The sequence below is a fragment of the Rhodococcus sp. LMD genome, assembly GCF_056108245.1.
Genome location: NZ_CM148557.1, coordinates 2,986,583 through 3,012,496, shown reverse-complemented (window position 1 = coordinate 3,012,496; position 25,914 = coordinate 2,986,583). Strand labels below are relative to the sequence as shown.

Genomic DNA, 25,914 nt, shown 5'->3' with positions numbered 1-25,914 from the left:
CGGACGACCGTGGAAGCAGCACAGTCCACCGGTCGTCAGGAGTACCCCCGTGTTGCACGAAAGCCCGGTCGCCCACGCACATCTCGGTGCCCCGCAGCCCACCGGCGCGTTTCCGCTCTCGGCGGCCCAGCGCGGCATCTGGTTCGCCCAGCACCTGGCCGGCGACACGCCCGTCAACATCGCCCAGTACGTCGACATCACCGGGGATCTCGACCTCGACGCCCTCGAGACTGCCGCGCGTGCGGTCGGACGCGAGTTCGGCACCGGGTTCCTGCGCATCCTCGAGGAGGACGGTCACCCGTTCCAGACCGTCGTGCACACCGGAGAGCGCCTGACGGTGGTCGACCTGCGGGGCGAAGCCGACCCGGTCGCCGCGGCCCGCGACTGGATGGAGCGCGACTACACCGCCCCCGTCGACATGTGCACCGACCGGCTCACCGTCACCGCCGTGCTGCGCGTCGGCGACAACCGCTGGTTCTGGTACGCCCGAATCCACCACATCGCCCTCGACGGCGTCGGAGCGATGACCCTCGTCGCGCGCACCGCCGAGCGCTACACCGCCACCGTCACCGGAACCACGGTGCACGCGCCGCGCACCGCCGCGCTGCCCGACATCGTCGCCGCGGACGAGGCCTACCGGCGCTCCCCGCGGTTCGAGACCGACCGCGCGTACTGGACCGAACACCTGGCCGGCCTGAGCGATCCCGTGTCGCTGGCCGGCCGGGGTGCCCCCGCCGACGCGCATCCACTGCTGGTCGGCGCGGAACTTCCCCCCGACACCGAGCAGGCCCTGCGCGATGCCGCCGCCCGGCGCGGGTCGAGCCTCGCCCCGCTGGTGGTCGCCGCGTTCGGCACCTACCTCGCCCGGATGACCGGCCACGACGAGGTGATGCTCAGCCTGCCCGTCTCGGCCCGCACCACTGCCGTGCTGCGCCGCTCCGGCGGCATGCTCGCCAACGTCGTGCCGCTGCGGTTGCGGACCGACGCCGCCACCGTCGCCTCCGTGATCGCCGCAGCGGAACTCGAGCTGACCGGGGCGCTGCGCCGCCAGCGGTACCGGCAGGAGGACATCGCCCGCGACCTCGGTCTCACCGGCGACCACGCCGCCGGGTTCGGCCCGTCGGTCAACCTCATGCTGTTCGACCACCAGGTCCGGCTCGGCGCGCTCACCGGCCGGGTGCACGTGCTCACCTCCGGGCTCATCGAGGACCTCTTCGTCAACCTCTACCCGGGCGGGCACAGCACGCACCTCGACTTCCAGGCCAACCCGAACCTGTACACCCGGGACGAGCTCGCCGCGCACCACCGACGGTTCCTCGCGTTCCTGCACCGTTTCGCCACCGCCGCCCCCGACCGGCGGCTCACCGACCTGGACCTGCTCGACGACGACGAGCGCGCGGCCCTCGTCCCGGCCCGCGGCGCCGACTCGGTGCCCCCCCGCACCCTCGCCGACCTGCTCGCCGCCGGGGCGGCCCTCGACCCCGGTGCCGTCGCCGTGATCGACGGTCCCCGCACCGTGACCTACTCCGAACTGGACAGCGCCACCGACCGGCTCGCCCGGCTGCTGCTGGCCCACGGCGCCGGCCCGGAGACCACCGTCGCGCTGGCGCTGGCGCGCTCGCTCGACTCGGTGCAGGCTGTGTGGGCGGTTGCCAAGACCGGGGCCGCGTTCGTGCCCGTCGACCCCGGCCACCCCGGCGCCCGGCTCGAGCACGTCCTGCGCGACAGCGGTGCCCGCATCGGCCTGACCGTCGCCGCGCACCGCGACGGGCTGCCCGACGACACCGACTGGATCGTGCTGGACGACCCCGCGACCGTCGCGGCGGTCGCGGCCACGGACGCCGCGCCGATCGCCGACCGGATCGTCCGACCCGAGCACGCCGCCTACATCGTCTACACCTCCGGGTCCACCGGCACCCCCAAGGGCGTCGTCGTCACCCACGCCGGCCTGGCGAATCTCGCCGACGACACCCGCACGCGGCTCGCCGTCACCCCCGATTCGCGGGCCACCCACCTGTACTCGCCGGCCTTCGACTCCTCGATCGAGGAGCTGCTGACGACCTTCACGGCCGGCGCCACCCTGGTGGTGGTACCGCCGCAGGCCTACGGCGGCGCCGAGCTCGCCGAGGTGCTGCACGCCGGACGGGTCACCCACCTCGACGCGACCCCGGCCGTGCTCGCGACCCTCGACCCCGACGACCACCCCGAGATCGGCACGGTCGTGGTCGGTGGTGACACCTGCCCGCCCGACCTGGCCGATCGCTGGTCCCGGGGCCGGCAGTTCCGCAACGCCTACGGCCCCACCGAGGCCACGGTCACCGCCACGTTCGCCGCCCCGCACCGTCGCGGCGCCGGCATCGACGTGGGAGCACCGATCCGCGGCATGCGTGCCCTGGTTCTCGACCGGTGGCTGCAGCCCGTGCCGGTGGGGGTGACCGGCGAGCTGTACCTGGCCGGGCCGGGTGTCGCGCGCGGCTACCTCGGCCGCCCCGACCTGACCGCGGCCCGCTTCGTGGCCGACCCGTCCGCGCCGGGCGAACGCATGTACCGCACCGGTGACCTGGTCCGCTGGCGCGGTGCGTCTTTCGGGCTGCCGGGGGAACCCGAAGGACACACCGGCGGCGCAGCCGCCGTACTCGAATTCGCCGGCCGCACCGACCACCAGGTCAAGATCCGTGGATTCCGCGTCGAACTCGGCGAGGTCGACGCCGCGCTGCTGCGGCACGACACCGTGGCCCGGGCCGTCACCGTCGGCACCTCCACGTCTGCCGGCGCGACCGTCCTCGCCGCCTACGTCGTCGGACGTCCCGGCACCCCCGTCGACGGTGACGCCCTGCGCGCCGCACTCGCCGACACCCTGCCCGCCTACCTCGTGCCCGCGGTGGTCACCGTGCTGCCCGAGCTGCCGCTCACCCCGGTCGGCAAGATCGACCGGGCCGCGCTGCCCGCCCCCGACTTCGGCGCCACCGCGACCACCGGCGGCCGCGCCCCCGAGGGCGCACGCGAGGAACTGATCGCCGCGCTGTTCGCCCAGGTGCTCGGGGTGGAGCGGGTTTCCGCCGACGACAGCTTCTTCGCCCTCGGCGGCGACAGCATCGTCGCGATCACCCTGGTCTCCCGCGCCCGCGCCGCCGGACTGCGCTTCACCGCCCGCGACGTCTTCGAACGTCGCACCGTCGCCGCCCTGGCCGCCGTCGCGGTGGCGGACACCGGCGCCGCGACGGCCCTCGCCGAACTCCCCGGGGGCGGCACCGGCCCGGTCGAGACCACCCCGATCGTGGCCGAACTGCTGGCCGGCGGCGGGCCCGTCGACCGGTACGGGCAGGCCGTGCTGATCCGGCTGCCCGAGCACCCCGACGCCGCGCACCTGGCCGGGGCCGTGCAGGCACTGCTCGATCGGCACGACGCGCTGCGGATGCGGCTGACCGCGTCCCGCACGCTCGAGGTGCTCCCGGCCGGCGCGGTTGCCGCCGAGGCAGTGCTGCACCGCACCGCCGTCGACGAGCCACGCCGCGCCGCCGAGGCCGCGCTGGAGGCCGCGGTGGACCGGCTCGACCCGGCCGCCGGGATCGTCGCACAGTTCGCGTGGCTGGCCTCGTCCGACGGCCGCGACGACCTGCTCGTGGCCGTCGTCCACCATCTCGCCGTGGACGCGGTGTCCTGGCGCATCCTGCTGCCCGACCTCGCCGCCGCCTACACCAGCGGCGGTGCCGCGTCCGCCCTCGCCCCGGTCGGCACGTCGCTGCGCCGGTGGGCACACGGCCTGACCGAGGCCGATCGCAGCGACGAATTGCCGCTGTGGGAGCGGATTCTCGCCACGCCCGATCCGGCGCTGGGGGAGCGGCCGTTCGACCCGGCGCGCGACACCGTCGCCACCTCCGCGCAGCTGCGCGTGCGCGTGCCCGCCGAGGTCACCGACGCCGTCCTGACCGCCGTGCCCCAGCGTTTCCACTGCGGCCCCGTCGAGGCGCTGCTCGCCGCGCTCGGCATGGCCGCCGACCGGTGGCGCCGCAACCGTGGCCGCACCGCCCCCGCGACGCTCGTCGGCGTCGAGGGCCACGGCCGGGAGGAGGCGGCGGTCCCCGGTGCCGACCTGTCCCGCACCGTCGGATGGTTCACCACCGTGCACCCGCTGGACGTGGACCTGACCGGGATCGACGTCGACGACGCCTTCGGCGGTGGTGCCGCCGCGGGCGCGGCGATCCGATCGGTCAAGGAACGGCTCGCCACCGTCCCCGACCACGGCATCGGCTACGGCCTGCTCCGGTACGTCGCCGGGCTCCTGCCCGCGCATCCGGCACCGCAGATCGCGTTCAACTTCCTCGGCCGCATCGACACCACGGTCGACGGGCCGTGGCTGCCGCTCGGCACCGCCGCGACCCGCGAACCACGCATGTCGCTGCCCGCGGTGCTCGACATCGACGCCGCCGTCGACGGCGACGGTCTCGTCGGCACGTTCACCTACGCCAGCGGCCTGCTCGACGAGGACGCCGTCGACGAGTTCGCACAGCTGTGGGTGGCCGCGCTCGCCGCCCTCGCCTGGCACGTCGCCGACCCGGCCGCCGGCGGGCACAGTCCCTCCGACTTCCCGCTCGTCGCCGTCGACCAGGACCGGATCGACGAGTGGGAGCACGAGAGGGAAGGCCTGGCCGACGTGTGGCCACTGTCCCCCCTGCAGGCCGGGCTGCTGTTCCACACCGGCTACGCCGCCGCGGACGCCCCCGACGACTACACCGTGCAGACCGTGCTCGACCTCGCCGGCACCGTCGACGCCGCCCGGCTGCGCGCCGCCGCCCAGTCCGTGGTCGACCGGCACGACAGCCTGCGTGCCGCCTTCCGTGACACCGCCGCCGGCCCGGTCCAGCTCGTGCGGCACACCGCCGTGCTGCCCTGGCAGGAAACCGACCTGCGCGGCCGCGCCGACACCGACGGCGAACTGGCGCGCATCCTCGAGGCGGACCGCGCCGACCGGTTCGACCTCGCCGCCGCACCGCTGCTGCGCATCCACCTGATCCGCACCGCCGACGACCGGTACCGGCTGCTGCTGACCAACCACCACCTCGTCCTCGACGGCTGGTCCACCCCGCTGCTCGTCGCCGAACTGCTCACCGCCTACGCCGCGGCCGCGGCGGTGCCCGGCCCGGCGCCGTCGTTCCGCGACCACCTGGCCTGGCTCGCCGGCCGGGACGCCGGTGCCGCGCGGTCCGCGTGGGCCCGGGCCCTGGACGGCATCGACGCCCCCACCCTCGTCGCCCCGCACGCCGACGCGTCCGACACCGGCGGCGCCGCCCACACCGTCGAGCTGAGCGCCGAGACCGCCGCCGGACTCGCCGCCACCACCCGCGCCCACGACGTCACCCTCGCCACGATCGTGCAGGCGGCGTGGGCGCTGACCCTGGCCGAGGCCACCGGCCGCACCGACGTGGTGTTCGGCTCCACCGTCTCCGGCCGCCCGCCCGAGCTGCCGGGCGTGGACGCGGTGCTGGGTCTGTTCGTCAACACCGTGCCGGTGCGAGTGCGTCTGCAGCCCACCGACACCGGCACCGAACTGCTGCGCCGCATCCAGGCCGAACAGGCGGCGCTGCTCGAGCACCAGCATCTCGGCCTCCCCGAGATCCACCGGGCGGCCGGCGCCACCGAACTGTTCGACACCCTCGCCGTCGTCGAGTCCTACCCGCTCGACCGCGACGCGCTCTCCGCTCTGGCCGGCAGCGCCGGAATGCGGGTCCTCGGCGTCGCCGGCGCCGAAGCCACCCCGTACCCCGCGAGCCTGATCGTCGAGCCGGGCGACCGGCCGCAGCTGAGCCTGCGGTACCGCCCCGCCGCGGTCGGCGACCTCGCCGCCCGCCACCTCCTCGAGCGATGCGCGCAGCTGCTCGGGTTGCTCGCCCGGACCCCGGACCGCCGCATCGCCGCGCTCGGCGCTCCCGGTGTCGCGGCCCCGTTCACACCCGGCCGGGACCGGGCCGTCACGCTCGCCGAGATCCTCACCGGCACCGCAACCCGTCACCCGGACGCGGTCGCCGTCGTCACCGACGCCGGCGAGACCACCTACCGCGATCTGAACGACCGGGCCGACGCGCTGGCGGGGCTGCTCGCGGCGCACGGCGCCGGTCCCGGCACGGCCGTCGCGCTGGCGCTCACCCGCTCGTTCGAGTCTCTCCTCGCCGCGTGGGCGGTCGCGAAGACCGGTGCAGCCTTCGTTCCCGTCGATCCGCGCCATCCGCAGGACCGGATCGAGCACATGCTCACCGACTCCGGCGCCCGGCTGGGCGTCACGGTCTCCGCTCACGGCGACCGGCTGACCGGTTCCGCGGCGACCTGGCTGGTCCTCGACGACCCCGCCACCCCCGCCCGCCTCGCCGCGACCGGCCCCGCGGTGACGTCGCCGGCCCGGCTCGACGACCCGGCCTACCTGATCTACACCTCCGGTTCCACCGGCACCCCGAAGGCCGTCACCGTCACCCACCGCGGCCTGGGCAACCTGGTCGACGCCCAGATCGCCGTGCTGGGACTGACCCCCTCGGCCCGTGTCGCGCACGTCGCGTCACCGAGCTTCGACGCCTCCGTCTTCGAACAGCTCGCCGCGTTCGCCGTCGGCGCCGGGCTCGTCGTCGTGCCACCGACCGTCGTCGGCGGCGACGAACTGACCGCCCGGCTCACCGCCGCCGCCGTCACCCACCTCGTCCTCACCCCCGCGGTGCTGGCCACCCTCGACCCGGCGGCGGCCACCACCGTGCGGACGGTGGGTGTCGGCGGCGAAGCCGTCCCCGCCGACCTGGTGCGCCGGTGGGCACCCGGCCGGACGATGCTCAACTTCTACGGCCCGACCGAGGCCACCATCTGGGCCACCGTCGCCGACCTCACCGCCGACGCGCCCGTCACGCTCGGCACCGGCATCCCCGGCACCGAGACCCTCGTCCTCGACGGCTGGCTCCGGCCGGCACCCCTCGGCACGGTCGGCGAACTGTACCTGTCCGGCCCCGGCCTGGCCCGCGGCTACCACGGGCGGGCACCCCTGACCGCGAGCCGGTTCGTCGCGCATCCCCGCCGGCCCGGCGCACGCATGTACCGCACCGGCGACCTCGTACGCTGGACCCGCGACGGCGACGGCCGACCCGTCCTGGAATATCTGGGCCGCACCGACTTCCAGGTCAAGGTGCGCGGCATCCGCGTCGAGCTCGGCGAAATCGACACCGCCCTCACCGCCGACGTCGACGTCGACTTCGCGACCACGCTCGGACGCCCCGGACCCACCGGCTCCACCGTCCTCGTCTCCTACGTGCGGCCCGTGCCGGGGCGCACCCTCGACCCGGCACGGCTGCGGGACCGGCTCGCCGAACAGCTCCCCGCCCATCTCGTGCCCGCCGCGATCGTCGTCCTCGACGAGGTTCCGCTCACCCCGGTCGGCAAGCTCGACCGGACGGCGCTGCCGGCACCGGACTTCGGCCGCAGCCGCCGCCCGGCCCGCGCGCCGCACGGGCCCGTGGAGGCCGCTGCCGCCGCCGCGTTCGCCGAGGTTCTCGGCCTGGACGACCTCGGTGCCGACGACTCGTTCTTCGACCTGGGCGGCAACTCCCTCGACGCGACCCGCGTGATCGCCCGCGTCAACGCCACCACCGGCACCGCCCTGGCGGTACGCGACCTGTTCGAGGCGCCCACCCCCGCGGCGCTGGCCGCACGCGCCGCGGGCCGCACCGGTGCCGCCGCCGCGCTCGGGCGACGCGAGCGGCCCGCCCGCCTGCCCCTCGGACCGGCACAGCACCGGATGTGGGTGCTCAACCAGTTCGACCCCGACTCCGGCGTCTACAACATCCCGGTGGCGCTGCGCCTGCACGGACCTCTCGACCTCACCGCCCTCACCGTCGCCTTCGGCGACCTCACCGGCCGGCACGAGAGTCTGCGCACCGTCTTCCCGGCCGACGCACACGGCCCGCACCAGGTGATCGTCGATACGGTGCCCCCCGGCATCGACGTCGTCGACGTGCCCGCAGACGCGGTCCGCGCCGCGGTGGCGGACTTCGCCGCTGCCGGTTTCGATCTGACCGTCGAGCTGCCGGTGCGGGCCCGGGTGCTGCGCCTGGGGGCGCAGGAGCACGTGCTGGTGCTGGTGCTGCACCACATCGCCGCGGACGGCGTGTCGGTGGCTCCGCTGGCGCGGGACCTGATCGCCGCGTACGCCGCGCGCACCGCGGGGGCGGCGCCGGCGTGGGCGCCGCTGCCGGTGCAGTACGCCGACTACACGCTGTGGCAGCGCGAGACGCTCGGCGACCCCGACGACCCCGACTCGACCACCGCCCGGCAACGCGAGTTCTGGACCCGCACGCTGGCCGGCCTCCCGGACCGCATCGTGCTGCCCGCCGACCGGCCCGGACCCGCGGTGCAGTCCGGCGCGAGCGCCGACGTCGCCTTCACCGTCGCCGCCGACGTGCACGCCCGGCTGCGACGTCTCGCCCGCACCGAGAACGCCACCGTGTTCATGACCGTGCACGCCGCGCTCGTCGCGCTGCTGTCGCGTCTCGGCGCCGGCGACGACATCGCGGTGGGCACCGCGGTCGCCGGCCGCGGCGCCGCCGAACTCGACGACCTGGTCGGGATGTTCGTCAACACCGTGGTCCTGCGCACCCCGGTGCGTCCCGAGGTCACGTTCGCCGACCTGGTGGCGCAGGTGCGCGAGGCCGACCTGGCCGCGTTCGCCCACGCCGACCTGCCGTTCGACCAGGTGGTCGAGGCGGTGCGCCCGGCCCGCTCGACCGCGCACCACCCGCTGTTCCAGGTCTCCCTCGCGCTGGCCGACTTCGCGGCACCCACGCTCGAGCTCGACGGGCTCGGGATCGCCGTGGAGGACATCGCCCGGGACTCCTCGCAGTTCGATCTCGCACTCGAGCTGCGCGAACACACCGGCGACGACGGACGGCCCGCCGGGCTGGACGCCACCCTCACCTACGCGACCGACCTGTTCGACCACGACACCGCCCGCACCCTCGCCGCGCGGTTCGTGCGCCTCCTCGCCACCGTCACCACCGACCCGGCCGTCCCCGTCGGGGACGTGACACTGCTGGACGCGGCCGAGTCCGCCGAGCTGGCCGCCACGGCCGGGCCGGCGGGTATCGGGCCGTGGCTGCTGCCCACGCTGCTCGCGGCCGCCGCCGCCGCACACCCCGCCCGCCCGGCGCTGCGGGCCGGCGGCACCGACTGGACCTACCGTGAACTCGACGACGCCGCCGGCCGGCTCGCGCACCGGCTCGTCGCCGCCGGGGTGGGTCCGGACGTGCGCGTGGCACTCGCACTGCCCCGCTCCGCGGAGTCGGTGCTCGCCGTGTGGGCGGTCGCCAAGGCCGGCGGCGCCTTCGTGCCCGTCGATCCGGCGTACCCGGCCGAGCGCATCGCGCACATGCTGCACGACAGCGGCACCACACTCGGACTGACCACGGCCGCGCACCGGGCCGCGCTGCCCGGCGCGCTCACCTGGCTCGAGCTCGACGACCCGGCGGTGCGGGCCGCATACGCCGACGACTCGGCCGCACCGTGGACCGATGCGGACCGGACCCGGCCGCTGCATCCCGAGCACGCCGCCTACCTGATCTACACCTCCGGCTCGACCGGCACCCCGAAGGCCGTCACCGTCACCCACCGCGGGCTGGCGAACATCGTGCGCGCCCAAGCCGACTCGCTCGACGTCGGGCCGGATGCGCGGGTCCTCGGCTTCGCCTCGCCCAGTTTCGACGCAGCGATCTTCGAACAACTGGCCGCCTTCGGCGCCGGGGGCTGCCTGGTGTCGGTCCCGCCCGGCATCGTCGGGGGCACCGAACTCGCCGCTCTCCTCGAGGCCGAGCAGGTGACGCACGCGGTCCTCACCCCGTCGGTGCTCTCGACGCTGGACTCGGCGGAGTCGACCTCGGTCCGGGTGCTCGCGGTGGCCGGCGAGGCGGTCGGTACGGACCTGGTGGAGCGGTTCGCCGGGGGCCGGACGATGCTGAACCTGTACGGGCCGACGGAGGCCACGATCTGGGCGACCGCGTCGTCGGCACTGACGGCGGGCCGGGCACTGACGATCGGATCCGCCGTGCGCGGCGTGACGCCGCTGGTGCTCGACGACCGGTTGCGGCCCGTCCCGGTCGGTGTGGCGGGGGAGTTGTACCTCGCCGGCGACGGGCTGGCGCGCGGCTACCACGGGCGGCCGGGACTGACCGCGGCCCGGTTCGTGGCGCATCCGCAGGGCGCGCGGATGTACCGCACCGGGGACGTGGTGCGGTGGGTGCACGCCGCCGGCCGGCTCGAGCTCGAGTACGTCGGCCGCAGTGACCACCAGGTCAAGATCCGCGGAATGCGGATCGAGGTGGGGGAGGTCGACGCGGCGCTGGCCGGGCTGCCGGAGGTCGACCGCGCGGTGACGGTGGGCCGGCCCGGACCGGCCGGGTCGCCGGTACTGGTGTCGTACGTGCTCGCGGCGACCGGGTGCGCCCCGACGGCCGAGGCGCTGCGGGCCCGGATGTCCGAGTTGCTGCCGGCCCATCTCGTGCCGGCGGCGCTCGTCGTGCTCGACGAGTTGCCGCTGACGCCGGTGGGCAAGCTGGACCGGGCGGCCCTGCCCGAGCCCGTGTTCGCCGCCGGCGCGGGGCGTGCCCCCCGCACACCGGCCGAGGAGGCCGTGGTCGCCGCGTTCGCCCAGGTGCTGGATCTGGACCGGGTGGGCATCGACGACTCGTTCTTCGACCTCGGCGGCAACTCGCTCGACGCCACCCGCGTCGTCGCCCGCCTGAACTCCGCCCTGGCGGTGCGCGACCTGTTCGAGGCGCCCACCCCCGCGGCGCTGGCCGTGCGCCTGCTCGAGCGTCCCGCGCCGAGGATCGCCCTCACGGCCCGGCCCCGCCCGGCCCGGGTGCCCCTCGGACCGGCGCAGCAGCGCATGTGGGTGCTCAACCAGCTCGACCCCACCTCCGCGGCGTACAACATCCCCGTCGCGTTGCGCCTGTCCGGTCCGATCGACGCCGCGGCGCTCGCCGCGGCGTGGCGGGACGTGACCGACCGGCACGAGAGCCTGCGCACCGTCTTCCCCGCCGATGCGGACGGCCCGCACCAGGTGGCCGTCGACGCCGGGAACGTGCTCGACTTCACCGAGGCACCCGCCGACGTGCATGCCGCGGTGGCGGGTTTCGTCGGTGCCGGTTTCGACCTGACCGTCGAGCTGCCGGTGCGGGCCCGGGTGCTGCGTCTGGGTGCGCAGGAGCACGTGCTGGTGCTGGTGCTGCACCACATCGCCGCGGACGGGGTGTCGGTGGCGCCGCTGGCCCGGGACCTGATCGCCGCGTACGCCGCGCGTACCGCGGGGGCGGCCCCGGGGTGGGCGCCGCTGCCGGTGCAGTACGCCGACTACACGCTGTGGCAGCGCGACATCCTCGGTGACGAGACCGATCCGCGGTCGACCGCCGCGCGTCAGCGCGACTTCTGGGTGAGCACCCTCGCCGGGCTCCCCGACCGGATCACCTTGCCCACCGACCGGCCGCGCCCGGTCGTGCAGTCCATGGCGAGCGCCGATGTGTCTCTCGCAGTCGACGCCGACGTGCACGCCCGGCTGCGGGCCGTCGCCGCCACCGAGAACGCCACCGTGTTCATGACCGTGCACGCCGCGCTCGTCGCGTTGCTCTCGCGTCTCGGCGCCGGCGACGACATCGCGGTGGGCACCGCGGTCGCCGGCCGCGGCGCCGCCGAACTCGACGACCTGGTCGGGATGTTCGTCAACACCGTGGTCCTGCGCACCCCGGTGCGTCCCGAGGTCACGTTCGCCGACCTGGTGGCGCAGGTGCGCGAGGCCGACCTGGCCGCGTTCGCCCACGCCGACCTGCCGTTCGACCAGGTGGTCGAGGCGGTGCGCCCGGCCCGCTCGACCGCGCACCACCCGCTGTTCCAGGTCTCCCTCGCGCTGGCGAACTTCGAGGAGCCGGAGCTCGAGGTCGCGGGCCTGCGCATCGCACTGCAGGACGTCGCCCACGAGTCCTCACCGTTCGACCTGAGCCTGACACTGCGCGAACGCACGACCGCGAACGGCGAACCCGCCGGAATCGAGGTGAGCCTCGGCTACGCCACCGACCTGTTCGACGACGCCACCGCCCGGACCCTCGCCGCCCGCTTCGGCCGGCTGCTGACGGCGGTCGCCGAGAACCCGCACGCCACGATCGGCAACGTCGACCTGCTCGATCCGCGGGAGGCCGACGAACTGCGGGCCGGCACGGGCCCGGAGCCCGTCGCCCCGGTGACCCTGCCGGAACTGCTGCACGCCGCGGCGACGGCGCGACCCGAGGCCGTCGCCGTGGTCACCGACGACCGGCAGGTCACCTATCGCGAACTCGACGCCCGCGCGGCGCTGCTCGCCGATGCCCTCGCCGCGCGGGGTGCCGGCCCCGGCACCCTCGTCGCGCTGGCACTGACCCGATCGTTCGACTCGGTGCTCGCGGTGTGGGCGGTCGCCCGAACGGGCGCGGCGTTCGTGCCCGTCGACCCCCGGCACCCGCAGGAACGGATCGAGTACATGCTCGCCGATTCCGGTGCCGTCCTGGGGGTGACCGTGACCGAGCACCACGACCGCCTGCCCGCCTCGCTCGGGTGGCTGGTGCTCGACGGCCCGGCTGCCGACACGCGTCTCGCGCTCGTCCCGCAGCGGCCGCGGGCCACGGCCGTGCACGTCGACGACCCCGCCTACCTGATCTACACCTCAGGTTCGACCGGCGCTCCCAAGGCGGTCACCGTCACCCACCGCGGACTGGGCAATCTCGTCGCCGCGCAGCGGGAGACCCTGGCGCTGACCCCGCAGGCCCGGGTCGCGCACATCGCGTCGCCGAGTTTCGACGCCGCGGTGTTCGAGCAACTCGCCGCGTTCGCCGTCGGCGCCCGGCTCGTGGTCGTCCCGCCCACCGTCGTCGGCGGCACCGAACTCGCCGACCGGCTCCGCGCGGCCCGGGTCAGCCATCTCGTCGTCACCCCCGCCGCGCTGTCGACGCTCGACCCGGCCGCCCTGACCTCGGTCGAGGTGCTGGCCGTGGCCGGGGAGGCGACCGGACCGGAACTCGTGGACCGGTTCGGCGAGGGCCGGACGATGCTGAACCTGTACGGACCGACGGAGGCCACGATCTGGGCGACGGCCGGCCCGCTGGTGCCGGGCCGGGCGGTGACGATCGGATCGGCCGTGCGCGGCGTGACGCCGCTGGTGCTCGACGCCCGCCTGCGGCCGGTACCCGCCGGCGTGACGGGCGAACTCTACCTGGCCGGGGCCGGGCTGGCGCGGGGCTACCACGGGCGGGTGGGGCTGACCGCGAGCCGCTTCGTCGCCCGTCCCGATCAGCCGGGGGAGCGGATGTACCGCACCGGGGACCTCGTGCGGTGGGTGCGGGCCGGGGGCCGGCTCGAGCTCGAATACCTCGGGCGCGGTGACCACCAGGTCAAGGTCCGCGGGATGCGCGTCGAGGTCGGGGAGATCGACGCGGCGCTCACGGCCCTGCCCGAGGTCGACTTCGCGGTCACCGTCGGGCGGCCCGGACCGTCCGGCGCCCAGGTGCTCGTCTCCTACGTGCTCCCGGCGCCGGGGCACCGCCTCGAACCGGCCCGGGTACAGCGCCGGACGGCGCAGCGGCTGCCCGGACACCTGGTGCCGGCGGCGATCGTCGTGCTCGACGAGTTGCCGCTGACCCCGGTCGGCAAGCTGGATCGCGCGGCGCTGCCGGAGCCGGTGTTCGCGGCCGGCTCGGGACGCGCCCCGCGCACCCCGGCGGAGGAGGCGGTCGTCGCGGTGTTCGCGCAGGTGCTCGGCCTCGCGCACGTCGGGATCGACGACTCGTTCTTCGACCTGGGTGGGACCTCCCTCGATGCCACCCGTGCCTGCGATCGGCTCGGCGCCGAACTCGGGACCGCCGTGCCGGTGATCGCGTTGTTCTCGGCGCCCACCCCGGCGGGCCTGGCCGCCCGCATCGAGGCCGAGGACACCGGCGGGCAGCCGGACTCGCCGTTCGCGGTGCGGCTGCCGCTGCGCACCGACGGCGACGGAGCCCCGCTGTTCTGCGTGCATCCGGCGTCCGGACTGGCGTGGGGCTACGCCGGGCTCGCCGCGCACCTCGCCCCCGGACGGCCGGTGTACGGACTGCAGTCCCCGCACCTCGACGGCCGCGAGGACGCCCCGGCGACGATCGCCGCGTACGCCGAGCGGTATGTCGACGAGATCCGTGCGGTCCAGCCCACCGGCCCGTACCACCTGCTCGGCTGGTCGCTCGGCGGATTCATCGCCCACGCCGTCGCGGCGCGGCTGCGCGACGCCGGCGAGGAGGTGGCGCTGCTCGCGCTGCTCGACGCGGACCTGATCGCCCGCGACGTCGCCGCGCCGGAACCGCTGACCGCCGGCGAACTCGTCGCCGCCCTCGGCTCGTCCCTGGGGCTGCCCGACGTCGATCCGGACCTGACGGCTGCCGAGGCCGCCGCGCTGATCCGGACCCACACCGGGGCTCCCGTCGACGCCGGCCACCTCGACCGGATGGTCGCCGACTACAACGGTTCGGCGGCGCTGCTCGCCGGCTACCGGCCACCGCTCTACGACGGCGACCTCGTCTTCGTCACCGCGACGGCCGACAAGCCGCATCACGCCGGGGGTTTCGCCGGCTGGCGACCCTACGTCACCGGCGCGATGCACAACCACCTGCTCGATGTCGCCCACGACCGGATGACCGCACCCGACGCGGTACCCGCCCTGGCCGCGGTGCTCGATCGGCATCTCGGCGACGACCGGTACCTCGCCGCGTCCTGACCGCGCAATCCACCCCCCTTTTCTTCCGAACGGAGCACCATGTCCCCCTCGACCCCCGCCGTCCTCGTCGATGCCGTCACCAAGAGCTTCGGGCCGGTCCCGGCCCTGTGCGGCGTGAGCTTCGCCGCCCAGCCCGGTGAGGTCCTCGGCGTCCTCGGCCCCAACGGCGCCGGCAAGACCACCACCGTGAACATCCTGTCCACCCTGCTGCGGCCGGATTCCGGACGTGCCGTCGTGGCCGGGCACGACGTCGTCACCGACCCGGCCGGGGTGCGCCGGGCGGTGATGCTCACCGGTCAGTACGCCGCCCTCGACGACATGCTCACCGGCTTCGAGAACCTCGTCCTGTTCGCCCGTCTGCTCGGGCTGCGGCGCCGCGCGGCCCGAGCCCGCGCGCGGGAACTGCTCGCCGAGTTCGACCTCGAGGATGCCGCCGACCGGCGGGTCGGCAAGTACTCCGGCGGCATGCGCCGCCGCATCGACATCGCGTGCGGGCTCGTCGTCCCGCCCCGGGTGGTGTTCCTCGACGAGCCGACCACCGGCCTCGATCCGCGCAGCCGCCAACGGGTCTGGGATCTGATCGCCGGCTTCAAGGCGCAGGGCGTCACCACGCTGCTCACCACGCAGTACCTCGAGGAGGCCGACCTGCTCGCCGACCGGATCGTCGTCATCGACCGGGGCACGGTCGTCGCCGAGGGCACCCCCGCCCAGCTGAAGCAGCGCGTCGGCGCCACCTTCTGCGAAGTCGTCCCGGTGCGGGCGGCCGACGTGCCCGCCGTGGCGCACGTGCTCCGCCGGTTCGCCCCGGCGGCGGTGGTCGAGGTCGCCGCCGACCGCGTCACGATCCCGGCCCCGCACGGCGCGGGCACCCTGGCGCAGGTCGCGACGGCCGTCGCCGCCCACGGCGTCGCCGTCTCCGACATCGCGCTGCGGCGGCCGTCGCTGGACGAGGTCTTCCTCGCCCTCACCGCCGCCCGGCCGCGATTCGAGGTGGTGGCATGACCACGACGACCGCCGCACCGTCGCCCCTCTACCAGTGGTGGGTGCTGTCCGCGCGCACCCTGATCCCCGCCGTCCGCGGCGGCGAACTCGTCACCGCGCTCGTCGCGCCGCTCGTGTTCACCGTCGGGTTCTACGTGCCGCTGCAACGGGTGATCGCCCTGTTCACCGGCGGGGCCGTCGACTACGGGCAGTTCCTGATGCCGCTGATCGCGCTGCAGGCCGTGGCCTTCACCGCGATCTCCGCCGCGTTCCTGGCCGCGACCGACGCGGTGCACGGCATCGACCGCCGGTTCGCGACGATGCCGATCGCGGCGGCCGTGCCGCTCGCCGCACGCCTGTCCGCGAGCACCGTCAAGTGCGCGCTGTCGCTGGCGGCGGCGATCGGTTGCGGGTACGTGATCGGCTTCCGATTCGCCGGGGCCACCGCGGCCGTCGGGTTCTGCGTACTCGCGCTCACCATCGGCACGGTCCTCACGCTGGGGGCCGATGTGCTCGGCACCGTGTTCCGCAGCCCGGAGGCCACCACGCAGGCACTGATGCTGCCGCAGCTCGTGCTCGGAATGCTCTCCTGCGGCTTCGTTCCGATCGACCAGTTCCCGGCCTGGATCCAGCCGTTCGTCCGCAACCAGCCCGTCTCCCAGTTCGCGTCGAGCCTGCGCGGGCTTGCCGACGGCACCGGCGCCACCCTGACGCCGACGCTGCTGTGGCTCGGCGGGATCCTCCTGGTCGTCGTCCCCCTGGCCACCCGCACGAACCGGAGGCAGCGATGAGCACCACCGTGACCACACCCGAGAATTCGGTTCCCGCTCTCGTGCGGCACACCGGCCTGCAGGCCGGGCGCCTGCTGACCCGCTGGCGCCGGGATCCGATGACGGTGCTGCAGAGCCTCGCCTACCCGGTGCTGCTGTTGCTCATGCTCGAGGCGGTGCTCGGCCGGCAGGTCTCGGCGTTCGCCGGGCAGGACGCGCTGTACGGGACGGTGCCGATGGTCGTCGTGATGAGCGCGCTGCTCGGCTCGCTGGCCGGCGCCGTCACGCTCGGCCGCGAGTGCGAGGCCGGGCTGCCCGCGCGGCTGTGGGTGCTGCCCGTCCACCGGGCTTCGGCGCTGGCGTCGAGATTCCTCGCCGAGGCGGTGCGCATCACCGTGACCACCGTCGTCGTCGTCGCCGCCGGGGTCGTGCTCGGTTTCCGCTTCCACCGCGGCCCGCTCGCCGCGATCGGTTTCCTGGCCGTACCGGTGCTGTTCGGGCTGGCGTTTGCCGCGCTGGTCACCGCGGCCGCATTCATGGCCGCGAAAACGGTGGTCATCGAAGCGATCTCGTTGCTGTGCACGCTGATGCTGTTCTTCAATCCGGGGTTCGTGCCGATCGGTGCGTACCCGGACGTGCTCGCGCCGGTGATCCGCAACCAGCCCATGACCAGTGCCGTCGAGACGATGCAGGCGCTGGCCCTGGGCGGCGCCGTCCAGGGCCCGCTGGTGCGCACCGTGGCCTGGTCGGTGGCCCTGGTCGCGGTGTGCGCCGTGCCGGTGATCCGCGGATACCGGCGGGCCCTGTGACCGGATCCGCCGCCGGTGATCCCGGCAGGGTGGCGAATCCGCCACCCGGGGTGGCTGGTTCGCGGCCCCCGGGTACGGGAGGATCGATCCAGTGAACACGCCGAATCCCGAAGGGAGGCAAAATGACCGCCGTTGCCGAACCAGGCACCACCGACTCCGAACTGCCCCGTCTGCGCGCCGACATCGACAGTCTCGACACCGAGATCCTCGCCGTGGTGCGGCGCCGTGTCGCGCTCGAGCGACGGATCGGGCAGCTCCGGGTCGGGACGGGGGCGCCCCGCGTCACCCACGCCCACGACATGAGCATGATCCGTCGCTACGCCGCCGAGCTCGGGGAGGACGGCACGGCCCTGGCCCTGGTCCTGCTGCGCCTGCGTTAGCGGTGCGGAGCGCGCCCGACGGTGCCGGGCGACACCCCTCGTTCCGGGTGTCGACACGGACCTCATCCGGTCGGTCGTCGGCGGGGCGGTCCCGGGTCCACACCCACTGTCCGCGGGGCCGCCCGCACCACCGGACCTTCGCCGCATCATCGAGCATCCGGACAACCCCTCCCGGCGTCGCCGGGAGGGGTTGTCCACCCCCGGGCGCAGTCCTAGTCGCGGGCCAGCACGGCTACGGGAAGGTCCGCGAACACCTCCGCCGGCGACACCGTTGCCGACAGCCGCCGCCCGGTGAGCCGGTCCACCCAGCGGCCCGGCGGCAGGTCGAGCGTCGTGTCGCCCCATCCGGTCTCCTCCAGGGTGACCGTGTGCCGCGAGGCGAGCGCCACCACGTCGACGTCGTCGGCCGCCGGGCCGCGCCCGAACCCGATGAGGTGAGCGGCGGCCGGACCCGACGCGGACAGCGGGACGTAGGCGCCACCGACGAAGCTCGCCGGCCGTTCGCGGCGCAGCCGCAGCGCCGACCGCACGACCGCGAGCTTCGCGGTACCGGCGTCGTCCACGGCCGGCGGCGGGTCCTGCTCGAGCAGCCGGCGCCTCGCGGCGAAGTCCACCGGCCGCCGGTTGTCCGGGTCCACGAGCGAGTCCTCCCACAACTCGGTGCCCTGGTACACGTCGGGGATGCCGGGTCCGAGCAGCTGCAGCAGCTTCTGCCCGAGCGAGTCCGCGGAGAAATGCGGGGCCAGCGACGCGACGAACTCGGTCAGCGACGCGCCGACAGGCCCGTCGCACACCGCGTCGAGCCAGGCCGCCACCGCGCCCTCGAACTCCTCGTCCACCTCCGTCCAGGTGGTGCGCACGCCGTTCTCCCGCAGGGCTTTCCGGGCGTACTCGTGCAGCCGGGACCGCAGCTCCTCCGTCACTCGACCGTCACGCGGCCAGGCCCCGAAGATGTTCTGCCACAAGAACAGTCCCGAGGCGGCGTCCGGGGGCGGTGTGACGGATTCCCATTCGGACAGGCACGCCGCCCACAGTTGCGGCACCTGCGAGAGCACCCCGATACGGGCGCGGACGTCCTCGCCGCGCTTGGTGTCGTGGGTGGACAGCGACGTCATCGCACGCGGCCACCACCGCGCCCGTTCCGACCAGGCGAGGTGGAATTCGGCGACGGGCAGCCCGAACCGGCCCGGGTGGCCGCCGACCTCCTGGAGGGAGACCAGCCGCGCCGCGCGGTAGAACAGGCAGTCCTCGACCGCCTTGGCGGTCGCGGCGCCGCACACCTGCCCGAACCGGGCCGCCGCCTCTGCGCCCCGGGCCAGGGCCCGCGACAGCACCTCGAGCGCGGGTTCGAGCGCGGGTTCGGCGCGGGCGCACTCACCCAGGATGCGGGGCAGCATCCCGGCCAGGGGCGCGTAGTCGGACCGGTACACGGGCAGCTCCGCCACCACCGCGATCACCGCGTCGCGCAGGTGCTCGTCCGGACAGGTCGCATCGGCGGCGTCCCGGCGGACCGCCCGCACCAGCCGGCGCACCTCCGGTGCCAGACCCGCCTGCAGCACCGTGCTCTTGAGCTGTCTCTCCTGCGCGTGCAGCCACTGCGCGTCGCCGGGCGCGCCGGTGCGGTCACGCGAGAGCGCGTCGAGGTCCTTCTCACCGCGCGGATCGAGGAACACCGCACCGACCTCGCCGAGCGCGTCGTAGCCGGTGGTGCCGTCGACCGGCAGGGTCGGGTCGAGCGGTTCGCCGTCGCCGAGGATCTTCTCGACGACCAGCCAGCGGTCCGGGCCGACGAGCTCGCGCAACCGCTGCAGGTAGCCGGTCGGGTCCGCCAGTCCGTCCGGATGGTCCACGCGGACGCCGTCGGTGAGGTCGTCGTCCATCCACGACGCCACCTGGGCGTGCACCGCGTCGAACACCGCCGGATCCTCCACCCGCACCGCGGCGAGATCGTCGACGGTGAAGAACCGGCGGTATCCGATCAGGCCGCTGTCCCACGGCACCAGCCGGTACGCCTGCCGCGCATGCACCTCCGCTCCGGTTCCCGCGTCGGTGCCCGGGGCGATCGGGAAGCGCCGCTCGTAGTAGGCCAGCGTCGGCTCGTCACCGGTACGGTCCACGGTCAGATCCTCGACGTCGGTCGCCGACCCCAGTACGGGCAGGGCGATCCGGCCGTCGCAGCCGTTGTCCGCGTCCCAGTCGACGTCGAAGTACGTCGCGTACGGCGAGGTGCGGCCGTGCCGCAGCACGTCCCACCACCACGGGTTCTCCCGCGGATCGCCGACGCCGACGTGGTTGGGGACGATGTCGATCAGCAGACCCATCCCGCGGGAGCGGACCTCGCGGGCCAGGGCCGCGAGACCCTCGCGGCCGCCGAGCGCCGCCGACACCGTCGTCGGATCCACCACGTCGTACCCGTGGGTCGAGCCGGCCGCGGCGCTGAGCACGGGGGACAGGTACACGTGGGAGACGCCGAGCGCGTCGAGGTAGTCCACGAGCGCGATCGCGTCCGCGAAGGTCGTCCCGTCGCCGGTGAGCTGCAGCCGATACGTCGACGACACCGGGCGCGGGCTCATGCGGTCCTCCGCATCACCAGCAGCGAACGGGCCTGCACCCGCACCGACTCCCCGGCGGTCACCACCTGCTCGCGCAGCCCGTCCGGCACGTCCGTGTCCAGCGCCACCGACCATTCCTCGGCGTGCGGACCGTCGGGGGTGACGAAATCGATCGGCTCGTCGTGCGCGTTGAAGCACAGCAGGAACGAATCGTCGACGACCCGTTCGCCGCGCTGGTTCGGCTCGTGGATGCCCTCGCCGTTGAGGAACACCGACAGCGACTTGCCGAACCCGCTGTCCCAGTCCTCCGGCGTCATCTCCTCGCCCGCCGGGGTGCGCCAGGCGATGTCACGGGACTGCTCGCCGCTGCGGATCGGGCGGCCCTCGAAGAACCGCCGTCGCCGGAACACCGGGTGCGACCGGCGCAGCGCGATCACGTTGCGGGTGAACTCGAGCAGGTCCGCGTTCGTCTCCGCGAGCGACCAGTCCATCCAGGACAACTCGTTGTCCTGGCAGTAGACGTTGTTGTTGCCCTGCTGCGTGCGCCCGAACTCGTCGCCGTGCGCGAGCATGGGGGTGCCCTGGGACAGCATCAGCGTGGCCAGGATGTTGCGGCTCTGCCGCTGCCGCAGCGCGAGCACGTCCGCGTCGTCGGTCGGGCCCTCCACGCCGCAGTTCCACGAGCGGTTGTGTGACTCGCCGTCCATGTTGTTCTCGCCGTTGGCGTCGTTGTGCTTCTCGTTGTAGGAGACCAGGTCGGCGAGGGTGAAGCCGTCGTGGGCGGTGACGAAGTTGATCGACGCGCTCGGCCGGCGGCCGGTGGCCTCGTACAGGTCCGACGAGCCGGTGAGCCGGGAGGCGAACTCGCCGAGCGTGGCCGGTTCCCCGCGCCAGTAGTCCCGGACCGTGTCGCGGTACTTGCCGTTCCACTCGGTCCACAGGCCGGGGAAGTTGCCCACCTGGTAGCCGCCCTCACCGACGTCCCACGGCTCGGCGATCAGCTTGACCTGCGAGACGATCGGATCCTGCTGCACGAGGTCGAAGAACGCGGACAGCCGGTCCACGTCGTGCAGCTCGCGGGCCAGGGTGGAGGCCAGGTCGAAGCGGAATCCGTCGACGTGCATCTCGGTCACCCAGTAGCGCAGCGAATCCATGATCAGCTGCAGGGTGTGCGGATGGCGGGCGTTGAGGCTGTTGCCGGTGCCGGTGTAGTCCATGTAGTAGGACTTGTCGTCGTCGACCAGCCGGTAGTAGGCGGCGTTGTCGATGCCGCGGAAACAGATCGTCGGCCCCATGTGGTTGCCCTCCGCGGTGTGGTTGTACACCACGTCGAGGATCACCTCGATGCCCGCCTCGTGGTAGGCGCGCACCATCGCCTTGAACTCGGCGACGACGCCGCTCGGGTTGCTGGCCGACGAGTAGTCCAGGTGCGGAGCCAGGAAGCCGAAGGTGTTGTAGCCCCAGTAGTTCCGCAGGCCCCGGTCCAGCAGCACCTGATCCTGCATGAACTGGTGCACGGGCATCAGTTCGATCGCGGTGACCCCGAGACTCTGCAGGTGCTCGATGATCACCGGGTGGGCCAGCCCCGCGTAGGTGCCGCGCAACTGCTCCGGCACGCCCGGATGGGTCGCGGTCATGCCCTTCACGTGGGCCTCGTAGATGACGGTCTCGTAGTAGGGCCGGCGCGGATGCCGATCGGAGACCCAGTCGAAGAACGGGTTGATCACCACGGTCGTCATCGTGTGTCCGAGCGAATCCAATTGGGGGAAATCGGGATTCGACGGTTCTTTGGGCTCGGTGGCGGACTCGGCCGGCGTGTCGTTCTCGTCGCCCGACTCCGCGGTGGCCGCACCTGGAGCGTCCGCACCGGAGGCGTCCTCCGCGGCCGCGTCCGACTGCTCCGGTTCCGACGGGGCCTCCTCGGCCTCGGACCCCGTCATGGCGTACGAGAACAGCGACGCATCGCCGTCGAACGCGCCGTCGAAGGCCTTGCCGTACGGGTCGAGCAGCAACTTGCTCGGATCGCAGCGCAGACCCTGCCCCGGATCGTAGGGGCCGTGGACGCGGTAGCCGTAGCGTTGGCCGGGGGTCACCGTGGGGAGGTAGACGTGCCAGACGTTGCCGTCGACCTCCTCGATCGGCACGCGGGTCTCGGTGCCGTCCTTGGCGATCAGGCACAGTTCGACCTTCTCGGCGACCTCGGAGAAGAGGGCGAAGTTCGTCCCCGCCCCGTCGTAGGTCGCGCCGAGCGGATAGGCGTTCCCCGGCCACACCGGGATCTCGGCCGGGAGGGCCTCGGTGGACGTGCTCGGCTCGGTGGGTTCCATGACGGCAACCCTAGCGGGATCCTCGGTCGTGTACGGACCGAGTGAGCCGGTCCGGCGCAGGTGCCGACCGGCCGCGCGGCGCGGACGCCTACAGTCGGACCCCGTGACCGTTCGCCGCCTGAATCCCGACGAGGTCGCCACGCTCGACGCGGCGCACCTGTGGCATCCCTACGGGGCCGTTCCCGCATCGACCGTGCCGCTCGTGGTCGACGAGGCCCACGGCACCCGGCTGCGGCTGGCCGACGGCCGGGAACTCGTCGACGGCATGAGCTCGTGGTGGGCCGCCGTGCACGGATACCGCCACCCCGCCCTCGACGCGGCGGTCACGCGCCAACTGGGGCGGATGAGCCACGTGATGTTCGGCGGGCTCACCCACGAGCCGGCCGCGCGGCTCGCGGAGCTGCTCGTGCGGATCACCCCCGACGGCCTGGACAAGGTCTTCCTCGCCGATTCCGGGTCGGTGTCGGTGGAGGTCGCGGTCAAGCTCGCCCTGCAGTACCAGCGCGCGGTGGGCCGGCCGGGACGGCACCGGCTCATGACCTGGCGGGGCGGCTACCACGGTGACACGTTCGCGCCGATGAGCGTGTGCGACCCCGACGGCGGCATGCACTCGATGTGGACCGGCGTACTGCAGCGGCAGGTGTTCGCGCCGGCGCCGCCGCGCGAGTTCGACCCGGCGTACGTCGCCGAGTTCGAGGCCACGCTCGAGGCCCACACGGACGAGCTGGCCGCCGTGATCGTCGAGCCGGTGGTCCAGGGCGCGGGTGGCATGCGCTTCCACGACCCCCGCTACCTGACCGAGCTGCGCCGGATGTGCGACACCCATGGCCTGCTGTTGATCTTCGACGAGATCGCCACCGGGTTCGGTCGCACCGGGGAGCTGTTCGCCGCCGATCACGCGGCCGTCGCGCCGGACGTCATGTGCGTGGGCAAGGCGCTGACCGGCGGATATCTGACGCTGGCGGCGGTGCTGTGCACGTCGGCCGTCGCCGAGGCGGTCAGCGCGGGCGAGGGCGGCGGCATCATGCACGGCCCGACGTTCATGGGCAATCCGCTCGCGTGCGCGGTGGCCGTCGCTGCCGTGGAGCTGCTGCTCTCGCGCGACTGGCGCGGCGAGGTCGCCGCGCTCGGCGCCGGCCTCGAAGCGGGTCTGGCGCCGGCGCGGGAGCTGCCGGGCGTGGTGGACGCGCGGGTGCTCGGCGGCATCGGCGTGCTCGAACTGGACCGGCCCGTGGACATGCGCGCCGCGACGGCGGCCGCCGTCGCGTCCGGCGTGTGGCTGCGTCCGTTCCGCAACCTGATCTACGCGATGCCGCCGTACATCTGCACGGCCGACGACGTGCGGATGATCGCCGCGGGGATGTGCGCCGCCGCCCGGACCTGACCCCGCCGTGGGGTGCCGGACGAGCCGGGCACGCCGCCCGCATTCCGACTTGAACGGTGTTCAGGTATGGTCTGCGGGCATGACCGCCTTCGCCAGCCTGGATTGGCTCGACGACGTCGCCGACGCCCGGCGCGCGGCGGGCCTGCGCCGCACCCTGCATCCGCGCACCCCGGCGCCGGGCATCGTCGACCTCGCCTCCAACGACTACCTCGGTCTCGTCCGGCACCCCGAGGTCCTCGCCGCCGCGACCGCCGCGCTGCGCCGCTGGGGCGGTGGCGCCACCGGGTCCCGCCTCGTCACCGGCACCACGAGCGAGCACGAACTGCTCGAGCGTGAACTCGCGGAGTTCACCGGCGCCGAGTCCGGTCTCGTGTTCGCCAGCGGGTACGCCGCCAACCTCGGCGCCGTCACCGCCCTCGCCGACCGCGACACCCTGATCGTCTCCGACGCGGGCTGCCACGCGTCCCTGGTCGACGCGTGCCGGCTCTCCCGCGCACGGGTGCAGATCGCCCCGCACGCCGACGTCGACTTCGTGCGGACGGCGCTCGCGACCCGCACCGAGCGGCGTGCCCTCGTGCTCACCGACTCCGTCTTCAGCGCCGACGGGGACCTCGCGCCGCTGCAGCAACTGCATGCGGCGTGCCGGGCACACGACGCGCTGCTGCTCGTCGACGAGGCCCACGGGGTGGGGGTCCGGGGCGGGGGCGGTCGCGGACTCGTCCACGAGGCGGGTCTCGCCGGTGAGCCGGACGTCGTGGTCACTGCCACGCTCTCGAAGTCCCTCGCGTCGCAGGGCGGCGTGGTGCTCGCCGACGCCCGCGTCCGGGCCCACCTGATCGATGCCGCCCGCACCTTCATCTTCGACACCGGTCTCGCGCCCGCCGCCGTCGGCGCCGCCCGTGGTGCGCTGCGCGTGTTGCGTGACGAGCCGCACCGGGCCCGAGCCGTGCTCGAGCGGGCCGCCGACCTGGCCCGGATCGCCGGGGTCGCCGCCCCCACGTCGGCGGTGGTGTCGGTGGTGCTCGGGGACCCGCAGGTCGCGTTCGACGCCGCGCAGGCGTGCCGCAGCCGGGGGGTCCACGTCGGATGCTTCCGGCCGCCGTCCGTTCCCGAGGGCACGTCCCGGCTGCGGCTGACGGCCCGCGCGAACCTGGACGCCGACGAACTCGCCCACATCGACGACGTCCTCACCGATGTGCTGTCCGGGGCACGGTCATGACGGTCCTGTGTGTGACCGGCACGTCCACCGACGTGGGCAAGACCGTCGTCACGGCGGCCTACGCCGCCGTGGCGGTGGCGGCGGGGCTGCGGGTCGCCGTATGCAAACCGGCACAGACCGGGGTGGCCGACGAGGCTCCCGGCGACCTCGCCGAGATCGCCCGGCTCACCGGGGGACGCGTGCACACCGTGGAACTGGCCCGCTACCCGGAGCCCCTGGCGCCGGACACCGCGGCGCGCCGCAGCGGCCGGCCCCTGCTGCACCTGCCCGTCGTCGTCGCCGCCGTACGCGAGCTCGCCGGCGCGCACGACCTGGTGCTCGTCGAGGGCGCCGGTGGGCTGCTCGTCCGGCTGGGCGAGGACGGATTCACCCTCGTCGACGTCGCCGCCGCGGTGAGCGCCCCGGCCGTGGTGGTGGCAGCCCCCGCCCTGGGGACCCTGAACCACAGCGCACTGACCGTCGCCGCGTTGCGGGCCGGCGGGGTCGAGTGCGCGGGCGTGGTGATCGGTGCGTGGCCGGAGCACCCGGGTCTGGCCGAGCGGTGCAATCTGCAGGATCTGCCCGGGGTCACCGGTGTGCCCCTCCTCGGGCGCCTCCCGGCGGGCAGCGGCGCCCTCGACGCGGTGTCCTTCGCCGACCAGGCCGCCCGCTGGCTGCCTGCCGACCGGCTCGGCCTGCCGGTTCGGCCCTGACACCTGTCCCCG

At 74.3% G+C, this 25,914-nt stretch carries 10 protein-coding genes; 8 read left to right on the top strand and 2 right to left on the bottom strand.

Features of this window, described 5'->3' with window-relative positions; genetic code table 11:
* Positions 1-49 precede the first annotated feature (49 nt).
* From ACWPQI_RS13780 to ACWPQI_RS13760, 5 genes are all read left to right on the top strand, one after another.
* On the top strand, positions 50-14,788 hold the full coding sequence (locus ACWPQI_RS13780; RefSeq protein WP_474738380.1) for a non-ribosomal peptide synthetase: 14,739 nt from the start codon (positions 50-52) through the stop codon (positions 14,786-14,788).
* 39 nt (positions 14,789-14,827) lie between these two features.
* Entirely contained in the window at positions 14,828-15,790 is a 963-nt protein-coding gene (locus ACWPQI_RS13775) for a daunorubicin/doxorubicin resistance ABC transporter ATP-binding protein DrrA (protein ID WP_048771011.1), read from the top strand.
* The gene (locus tag ACWPQI_RS13770; protein ID WP_064066002.1) at positions 15,787-16,560 is read left to right on the top strand and encodes an ABC-2 transporter permease; all 774 of its coding nucleotides are present in this window, start codon (positions 15,787-15,789) and stop codon (positions 16,558-16,560) included. The genes ACWPQI_RS13775 and ACWPQI_RS13770 overlap by 4 nt, the downstream gene beginning before the upstream one ends.
* On the top strand, positions 16,557-17,348 hold the full coding sequence (locus ACWPQI_RS13765) for an ABC transporter permease (RefSeq protein WP_064066003.1): 792 nt from the start codon (positions 16,557-16,559) through the stop codon (positions 17,346-17,348). The genes ACWPQI_RS13770 and ACWPQI_RS13765 overlap by 4 nt, the downstream gene beginning before the upstream one ends.
* A gap of 122 nt (positions 17,349-17,470) precedes the next feature.
* On the top strand, positions 17,471-17,728 hold the full coding sequence (locus tag ACWPQI_RS13760; protein WP_010595229.1) for a chorismate mutase: 258 nt from the start codon (positions 17,471-17,473) through the stop codon (positions 17,726-17,728).
* Between the two features lie 212 nt (positions 17,729-17,940).
* On the opposite strand, the gene treY is transcribed toward ACWPQI_RS13760, so the two are convergent.
* Both treY and glgX read right to left on the bottom strand, forming a co-directional pair.
* Complete coding sequence (gene treY / locus ACWPQI_RS13755) at positions 17,941-20,301, bottom strand: malto-oligosyltrehalose synthase (protein WP_040272581.1); 2,361 nt, start codon at positions 20,299-20,301, stop codon at positions 17,941-17,943.
* Positions 20,298-22,607: a glycogen debranching protein GlgX gene (gene glgX / locus ACWPQI_RS13750; protein ID WP_010595232.1), complete on the bottom strand. Its 2,310-nt coding sequence runs from the start codon at positions 22,605-22,607 to the stop codon at positions 20,298-20,300. The genes treY and glgX overlap by 4 nt, the downstream gene beginning before the upstream one ends.
* 103 nt (positions 22,608-22,710) lie before the next feature.
* On the opposite strand from glgX, the gene ACWPQI_RS13745 reads away from it, so the two are divergent.
* The 3 genes from ACWPQI_RS13745 to bioD all read left to right on the top strand — a co-directional run bounded on the left by ACWPQI_RS13745 (position 22,711) and on the right by bioD (position 25,902).
* Positions 22,711-23,991 (top strand): adenosylmethionine--8-amino-7-oxononanoate transaminase, encoded by a 1,281-nt coding sequence (locus ACWPQI_RS13745; protein WP_017681408.1) that lies wholly within the window; start codon positions 22,711-22,713, stop codon positions 23,989-23,991.
* Between the two features lie 79 nt (positions 23,992-24,070).
* Positions 24,071-25,210: an 8-amino-7-oxononanoate synthase gene (locus tag ACWPQI_RS13740; RefSeq protein ID WP_017681409.1), complete on the top strand. Its 1,140-nt coding sequence runs from the start codon at positions 24,071-24,073 to the stop codon at positions 25,208-25,210.
* Positions 25,207-25,902 (top strand): dethiobiotin synthase, encoded by a 696-nt coding sequence (gene bioD / locus ACWPQI_RS13735; protein ID WP_017681410.1) that lies wholly within the window; start codon positions 25,207-25,209, stop codon positions 25,900-25,902. Before ACWPQI_RS13740 ends, bioD begins: the two co-directional genes overlap by 4 nt.
* The last annotated feature ends 12 nt before the right edge of the window (positions 25,903-25,914 follow it).